The organism is Pseudonocardia sp. Ae331_Ps2, assembly GCF_001932405.1.
Classification (GTDB): domain Bacteria; phylum Actinomycetota; class Actinomycetes; order Mycobacteriales; family Pseudonocardiaceae; genus Pseudonocardia.
In genome coordinates, this window is the sequence record NZ_MCIM01000007.1 from 6,941 (window position 1) to 13,535 (window position 6,595).

A 6,595-nucleotide genomic window follows, 5' to 3' on the forward strand; every position below is an offset into this window, starting at 1 on the left:
CGGGATGAACATCGACCACGACATCACCCACCACCCGACACAGACAGAACGAGCAGCCCGATAACGACAACGGTGATCATGAACCCGGATGGTTTGTCCCGGATCACGTTGCCCAGCCAGTCCAGCGGGAACACCACGGCCAGGGCGGCCAGCGTCAGCGCCGCGTGCACGCCGCGGACCAGCGGGTTACTGCTGGTGGTCCAGTCCCCGGTACGCGAGTAGGCCCAGGTCTGGGCATACGACGGCGGAACCTGGTTCCACCGCGGCCGGGCCTCAACGAGGTCACTGACGGCCTGGGCGATGCGCTGGTCCCACGGCGCCAACGGCTCCACCAGCGCCGCGGCCGGGTCGTCGTCGGTGTCGGGACCGTCCGGGTTCGACCTGTCGGGAGCGGGCGCGTCGACGACGTAGAGGCCGGGCCGCTCCGCCGGGGCCTCGCCCTGCTGCTGCTGGTCAGAGATCGGTTGTGGCACGACGACCACCCCCCACCTTCTGCCGGTGACGGCACCGGCAGAAGGTCCGCGGCAGCACACCGCCATCGCGCGGGATCTCGATCGAACGACGGCACACCACACACCGGCCACGCACCTGCATCACCGCTCACCGCCCGAGGCGGGGAGAACCGCTGCGCGGCGCTGCTCGCGCCGAGCCTGGCTGCGGGCGGCGTTGCGTTGTTTGGCCCGGATCGCTGTCTCGGCCGCGGTCTGCTGCGCGGTGTGTAGTTCGCCGAGTAGGTCGGTGAGGTCGTCGGTGATCTGTTCCAGGCGTCGCCTGATCTCGGTCGATTCGGCCAGCGGGCGGGTGACTGCGGCCGGGAGCGCGGCGCGGACCGCGGCCAGCGCCGCCGTGGCTCGATCGATGGGTGTGGTGGCGCGGCCGTAAGCGGTGAGGAACTGGGCTCGTTGGGTCTCGACTCGCCGCAGGATGGTGTGCGCGATCCGCGCCCGCGACACCGGGCCGGCAGCAGCCCTTTCGGTAGCCGTCGCGGTGGTAGGTGCGGTCATGCCGCCACCGCCGGCCGTGCCGCCGCGACACGGATCTCCGCGTGCCGGGTCGTATCACGCTCGGTGGCGGTGGTGCCGCCCCATATGCCGTCCTGGCCTGTCGCGCTCGCCCAATCCCGACACAGGACACGGACCGGGCAGCCGGTGCACACCAGCCGGGCCTGCAACACGCCCAGCTCGCTGACTGGGAAGAACACCTCGGTGTCGACGCCCAGGCAGTGTCGGCCCGGATGGGCCGACAGCTCAGTCGGTACCGGGACCACAGGTCCCGGATCATCGTCAAAGACAGGACTACGCTCGACCATCGCAGGTCGCCTCCTTCACCTAGGGGGCTGCTTGTAGAGCCCTGGCGGGGTGGCATCCCCGCTAGGGCTCGCTGACGCCATGTCGACGCCTTGAAGCAATGCAAGGCAATGGTCGCACGGTGCGCGTAGATGCGTCAAGGTCGCGAGAGGGGCGACTCGCACCCGACGTCAAACAGCCGCCAGAGCCTCCGGCGTCGTCGCCATGCGCTCTAATAGACCCTTCACCCGGCCGCCTCAATTTTCACACAGGGGAGGAAACTTGAGCACTCCACCGCTTTCTAGTGCCCGGATTGCACTGGGCGCCGAGCTTCGTCGGCACCGCCTCATATCGGGCCTCCCTGGCCATATCATCGCAGCCACTCTAAAATGTGATCAGTCACGAATTAGCCGCATCGAGTCAGGTAGGGTCAAGGCCACCATAGCAGAGGTGGAGCACTGGCTGCGAGCGACAGGTGCCCCGAGTGAGGAAATTGCCCCCCTACTGAATCTTGCCACTAAATCTCTAAGCGAGAAGATTTCCTGGAAAGGTGGGCCCGCTGCTGGATGGACTGCGCATAGGGGCGATTATATTGGCCTTGAGCGTGAGGCGAAACGAAGCCTGGTCTGGCAGTTCTCGGTCCTCCCTGAACTCCTCCAGACACCTGATTACAGTCACTACCTTCTCGTGAAGATATATTCACTCGCGGAGCGACAAGTGAGGGAGCGAATAGCGATGCAGATTGCGCGACAGGCCGCACTCCAGCACGTTCAATATAATATTGAATTCGTAGTCGCTGAACACGTGCTTCGTCAGCGCGTAGGAGGCGCGGCCATCATGACCTCCCAGCTGAAGTGGATTGCATCCAGGGCAACTGAGCCAAACATTGACCTATCGATTCTTCCTAGTGATGTAGAAATGGATCTCGTCCCCGAACCTGGCACCAGCGTACACTTCCCTTCCAGTGAAACTGGAACAAGTATCGCCATACCTGAGCCAATAAATTTCACAAAACGGAAGATATCGGACCGTCTAGAAAATCCAGCGCGCTACATCGCCCAGTTCAGGGCATACCAGCGTCACAGTTTGCGTGGCACCCAGGCGTGCGAGTTCATCGAGGGCCTAGTCCGCGAGATGAGCGACAGTCGCCCGGAAACGGCCAGTTCTGCTGTCGACCGTAACGGCGAGTGATCGCCCACTTGTCTAGCTGGACAACGGAGTCAAGGTGCTAGTGTGCGTCCTACGCGTGCGCGTGTACGCGCACGCGTAGGACGCCGAAGTCCAGCTGCTTGTCCAGTCCTTTGTCTACCTGCTGGACAAGTACAGAGCGTGACGCAGGCAAGCCAGTGGCTCTGGAGCCGGCTCTTCCACGCTGCAGCTCGGCCGCAGCGATGCCCAGGCCGTAAGTCCATCGGCGCGCCCCCCCCTCACGAGCGCCCCCCCCTCACGAGCGCCCCCCCTCACGAGCGCCCCGAGTAGTGCCGGCGAGACGGCGGGGTGGGGAGGTCGCTGGGTGAGGTCGCTGGGTTCTGTGCAGACGCGGCCGGGCGTGGCCCTTTCCGGAGCCGTTGATCTTCTGTGGCTGGTTCTTCTTTCGGTTGTGGCAGCAATATGGCTGCTCGTAAACCGGCGCGCATTCATGTCTGGATGGGGGTCGTGTAATGTCACCGCGACCACTGCGCGTGCAGTCGGGACGAGGGAGCGGTGATGACTGTTCACGAACTCAGGCCCACCAGCGGTGCCGCCGAGTCTGACGACACCACGTCTGGCGGTACTTCGCCCGACAGCGCCTTGTCCGGTTCTGTCGATGAACTGTGGGGCCAGCGGGAACAGTCGAGTCCGGAGGGCGCCGCGGATCGCGCCGATACTGCGGACGGTGGGTCACAGGATTTGTGGGCGTCGGTGTGGCCGCGTGTTCTCGCGGTTCTCGTGGTTACTTCTGTGGGGCTGCCCGCGGCGGTGGCGTCGTATTGGCATTTGCAGGAAGTCGCGGCCCGGTTCAACCCCGGATCGGCTCTGGCGTATTGGCTGCCGCTGTCGGTGGACGGGCTCCTCGCCGCCGCGTTGGTGGTGGTGTGGTCGCGCCGTACTCGAGGTGAACGTGTCGGGGCCGGGCCGTGGGCGGCGTTCGCGTTCGGCATGATCGTCACGTTGTTGGCGAACGCCGCTTCTGTTGTCCCGGAGAGTGAATGGGTGCGGCCGGGGTCGGTGTTGGCGTCGGTGGCGGCGTGGATGGTGGCGTTGTTCCCGCCGGTAGCGTTCGCGGTCAGTCTGGAATTGATCGCGATTGTGCTCCGGCCCACCCGCGCCGCATCCCGTGACATCACGCCCGGTGCTGCTCTGGGTGCTGCATCCGCGAAGACGCCGGCCACCAGCAGCCCCCGCCGCGACACCGCGAATACCGTCGGCGGCGGGGCCGCCACCGGCGACCGGGTCGCGGCAGCCACCCTGAGCGCGGCACCGCAGACACCAAGACCGGACGAGCACCGCGACCCGGGCCGGGCCCCCGCTGCTCAGCATCAGCCCGAAGAGCCTGAGGTGACCGCGCCCCTGCCGGTCCTGGTCCCCGATCTTCCTACCGGCGCTGACGCTGTGACCGAGCACAGCGAGTACGCGGCGACGGCGTTGAGCACGGCGGTGCGGACGAAGGTGGGACAAGCTGAAGCGCTGTTCGTCGATGCCTGGGCTCGTGGTAACGACCTGTCACTGGCCGAAGTCGACCGGCTCGTCGACGGTCATCGGACCGCGACCAAGGCCAAGCGCAACCTCCGCAACCGCGGCATCCTCCCGCCGGCCGAGCACACCCTCAACAGCGCCGAGCTCACCGGGCCACGATCGAATGTGCGGGCGTCCCTAGCCAGCGGGAGCCAGCTGACGGGCACCAGCAGCAGCCAGCTCGCGTAACCCAGGTCCGTCGCCGTCGGCGGGCATCAGGCCAAGGCCGTCAAGCAGAGCCCGGCGGCGGGCAGCGTCAGGTCATCGTTCAGCGTCAGGTCGTCGTGATGGTGAGCATCACGACGACGATGCCCAGTCCGGGTCAGCGCAGCGGTGGTGGCCGCCGCGGTGCTGGTGGGCGCATCGGGTCAGCGGGTCCATGCTTTCGGTGTGGGTGGGTGCGGTCGGCCCGGCTGGTCGGCGTCCTGGTCAGCGTGGTGCGTGGCCCGGTGGGTGTCTTTGGCGGCGAGTAGCGCGCGGATCGTGTCGACTGCTCCTTGCGCGACCGGGCTGCGCCCGGCGGGGCGGGCGGGCGTCGCTTGGGCGTCGAGCTGGTGGCGGTGCTGGGCGATCCGGGCGGCGCCGTTGCCGTCGTGGTGGCACCGCAGCGCGTAGTCATTGATGCACCCGGTATCGGGATCGAGGATGTAGCCGTACTCGTCGCAGTCGGTGCAGCCGTCCCGCGCGACCCGGACCTGGCGGGCGGCCTCAGATCGTTTCTGCGCGGCCTGGGCGACCCGGAGGTCTCTTTGTGCCTCGTGGTGCTTACGGACCGCTCCACAGCCGCCACAGGGCCGATCGTAGGGGTCGGGTGCGGCGAGGTGCCGCGAGCATTTCCAGGTCTCGGCCCGGTCCGGGTCCGGAGCATCAGCGATGGCCGGCAACGCCGCGAGTGCCGGGTCGGCGGGCGCAGCGCCGAGTGGGACAGCGGTCGGCGCCACGGTGAGCGCTGTCGTCAGCTGTGCAGCGATCTGAGCCAGCGCCGTGGTCACCGCACCCAGCTCACTCACCAACGCCGCTCCAACATCATCCGCGCTCGTGGTCGAGCCCGGCGACTGGACCACGCTCGGTTCCGAACCAGGTCCGGATGGCGTCTCTGCCCGAGAGCTCTGGGGGAGGGGGGGACAGCTCGGCTCGGCCACCGGCTCAGCCGGGCGGCTCGCTCGCGCTCGCGCCCCCTCCCCCTTCGGGTCGTTCAACTTCAGGTCGTTCTCTGCCGTTTTTTCGGCAGATGGGTCTGCCGAAAAAACGGCATACCCCCCCAATGCTAACGACTTGGAGGGTCCCCCATTTGGGGGATGTGTCGTTTTTTCGGCAGACCCCCTCCGACCTGAGGGTTCTTGGCCGGACCGGGGTATGGCGTGGCCTGTGGCGGTGGCTGCGCGCCGCCGCACCCGGCTCGGCGCCGGGCAGGATTGGGCGGGCTTCGCCGCGGGCGGCCGCGGGCCGGCAGGTCGCGCGGCGAGAGCCTGCGCGGTCGCCGCGGCGTCCTCCTCGGCGAGGACCGCGATGAGTTCCTGGGTGCCGCTCAGGCCGGTGTAGCCATCCGGCGGCGCCTCATGGACGGTGTAGATGTTGCGGCGCCCGGTCGCGGTCGTGACGACCTCGACATCGACCGCGCCGACCGCGACGAGCTCGGCGATCGCCGCACTCACCGTGTGCGCCTTACGCACCCCGAGCCCGCGGGCGAGCAGCCGCTGCCCCGGCCAGGTCCGGTCATCATCGCGGCGGGTATTCACGAACGACCGCAGCAACACATAGACCTGCACCGCCCGCGGGGACACCCCCGACAGGGCCACCCAGTCACCGACCGTCGAGTACGGGAACTTCCGCCCACCCCGGTACTCCTCGGACTGCCCACCGTCCCACCCAGGGCCGTCATGGCCGCCCCCCACCGGACGGGTCATCATCACCGCGCTCACCGCACACCCCCGAACAAGACGAGGGCGGCCAGGTCAATGAGCACAAACGGAGCGGCCACCGACCCCCGGGAGTACCGCTGGTCGAGGTCGAGGTCGAGGTCGATCCCCGGCTCGACTGTCTGACGGGGCATCGCTACAGTGCTTCTCACTGGTCTCCTTGCAGAGTCAGGATGGCAGTCGGCCCGGCCACTGGGCTAAAGCTGACTGGCCACTCGGTGACTGCGACGCTTTTTCCTGCTCAGGTGTGGGCGCCGTAGTCATGGACTGAGTGCAGACGGTAGCGGGTCGGGTCCCGATGGGTTCGCCCGCTACCGTCTGCACCAGGAACTCGCTGGTCCACCCGCATTTACCCCGCCCACCCCGCCGCCGCGTCGGCCTTGTCACTGGTGGGTGTGAGCCAGTAGGTCGCGCAGTCGTGACAGACGAACGCCTCGACCGCTCCGAACATCAACGCCCGCGGGTCGCGGGTGCAGATCGGGCAGTGGTAGCCGCCGCCGGCCCAGTGCAGCCCGGGCGGGACGGTCGTGGTGCTGGTCATGACGCGCCCGGCGCCGCAGCGGCAGCGGCCGTGTTCGCCGGCGCGGGTGTCGGTCCATGAACTCGGCGTATGTGAGTTATCTCATTCTCCCATTCGGTGAGTGGTTGGAGGATGACGCCGCGGGTGGTGTCGTA

At 67.5% G+C, this 6,595-nt stretch carries 7 protein-coding genes; 2 read left to right on the forward strand and 5 right to left on the reverse strand.

Annotation, left to right across the window (positions count from 1 at the left end; translation table 11 throughout):
• Positions 1-23: 23 nt before the first annotated feature.
• The 3 genes from Ae331Ps2_RS29890 to Ae331Ps2_RS29900 all read right to left on the reverse strand — a co-directional run bounded on the left by Ae331Ps2_RS29890 (position 24) and on the right by Ae331Ps2_RS29900 (position 1,309).
• Positions 24-473, reverse strand: a complete 450-nt coding sequence (locus Ae331Ps2_RS29890; protein WP_139319282.1) for a hypothetical protein — start codon at positions 471-473, stop codon at positions 24-26.
• Between the two features lie 120 nt (positions 474-593).
• Positions 594-1,004 (reverse strand): hypothetical protein, encoded by a 411-nt coding sequence (locus tag Ae331Ps2_RS29895; RefSeq protein ID WP_139319202.1) that lies wholly within the window; start codon positions 1,002-1,004, stop codon positions 594-596.
• Positions 1,001-1,309, reverse strand: coding sequence for a WhiB family transcriptional regulator (locus Ae331Ps2_RS29900; RefSeq protein WP_083696448.1), 309 nt, complete (start codon positions 1,307-1,309; stop codon positions 1,001-1,003). Before Ae331Ps2_RS29900 ends, Ae331Ps2_RS29895 begins: the two co-directional genes overlap by 4 nt.
• Positions 1,310-1,511: 202 nt before the next feature.
• Between Ae331Ps2_RS29900 and Ae331Ps2_RS31695 the strand changes: the two genes are divergently transcribed.
• Together Ae331Ps2_RS31695 and Ae331Ps2_RS29910 are read left to right on the forward strand one after the other, a co-directional pair.
• The gene (locus Ae331Ps2_RS31695) at positions 1,512-2,477 is read left to right on the forward strand and encodes a helix-turn-helix transcriptional regulator (RefSeq protein WP_139319283.1); all 966 of its coding nucleotides are present in this window, start codon (positions 1,512-1,514) and stop codon (positions 2,475-2,477) included.
• Positions 2,478-2,993: 516 nt separating this feature from the next.
• A complete protein-coding gene (locus tag Ae331Ps2_RS29910) occupies positions 2,994-4,190 on the forward strand; it encodes a DUF2637 domain-containing protein (protein ID WP_139319284.1) in 1,197 nt (398 codons plus the stop codon).
• Positions 4,191-4,369: 179 nt separating this feature from the next.
• Here Ae331Ps2_RS29910 and Ae331Ps2_RS29915 read toward each other — a convergent pair whose 3' ends face one another.
• Entirely contained in the window at positions 4,370-5,923 is a 1,554-nt protein-coding gene (locus Ae331Ps2_RS29915; protein WP_075329918.1) for a hypothetical protein, read from the reverse strand.
• Between the two features lie 346 nt (positions 5,924-6,269).
• Entirely contained in the window at positions 6,270-6,461 is a 192-nt protein-coding gene (locus Ae331Ps2_RS29920) for a hypothetical protein (RefSeq protein WP_075329919.1), read from the reverse strand.
• Between the last annotated feature and the right edge of the window lie 134 nt (positions 6,462-6,595).

Coding starts and splice junctions, on each gene's coding strand:
- Ae331Ps2_RS29900 (WP_083696448.1), bottom strand. CDS start 1,309: ATGGTCGAGCGTAGTCCTGTCTTTGACGATGATCCGGGACCTGTGGTC.
- Ae331Ps2_RS29920 (WP_075329919.1), bottom strand. CDS start 6,461: ATGACCAGCACCACGACCGTCCCGCCCGGGCTGCACTGGGCCGGCGGC.
- Ae331Ps2_RS31695 (WP_139319283.1), top strand. CDS start 1,512: ATGCGCTCTAATAGACCCTTCACCCGGCCGCCTCAATTTTCACACAGG.
- Ae331Ps2_RS29895 (WP_139319202.1), bottom strand. CDS start 1,004: ATGACCGCACCTACCACCGCGACGGCTACCGAAAGGGCTGCTGCCGGC.
- Ae331Ps2_RS29910 (WP_139319284.1), top strand. CDS start 2,994: ATGACTGTTCACGAACTCAGGCCCACCAGCGGTGCCGCCGAGTCTGAC.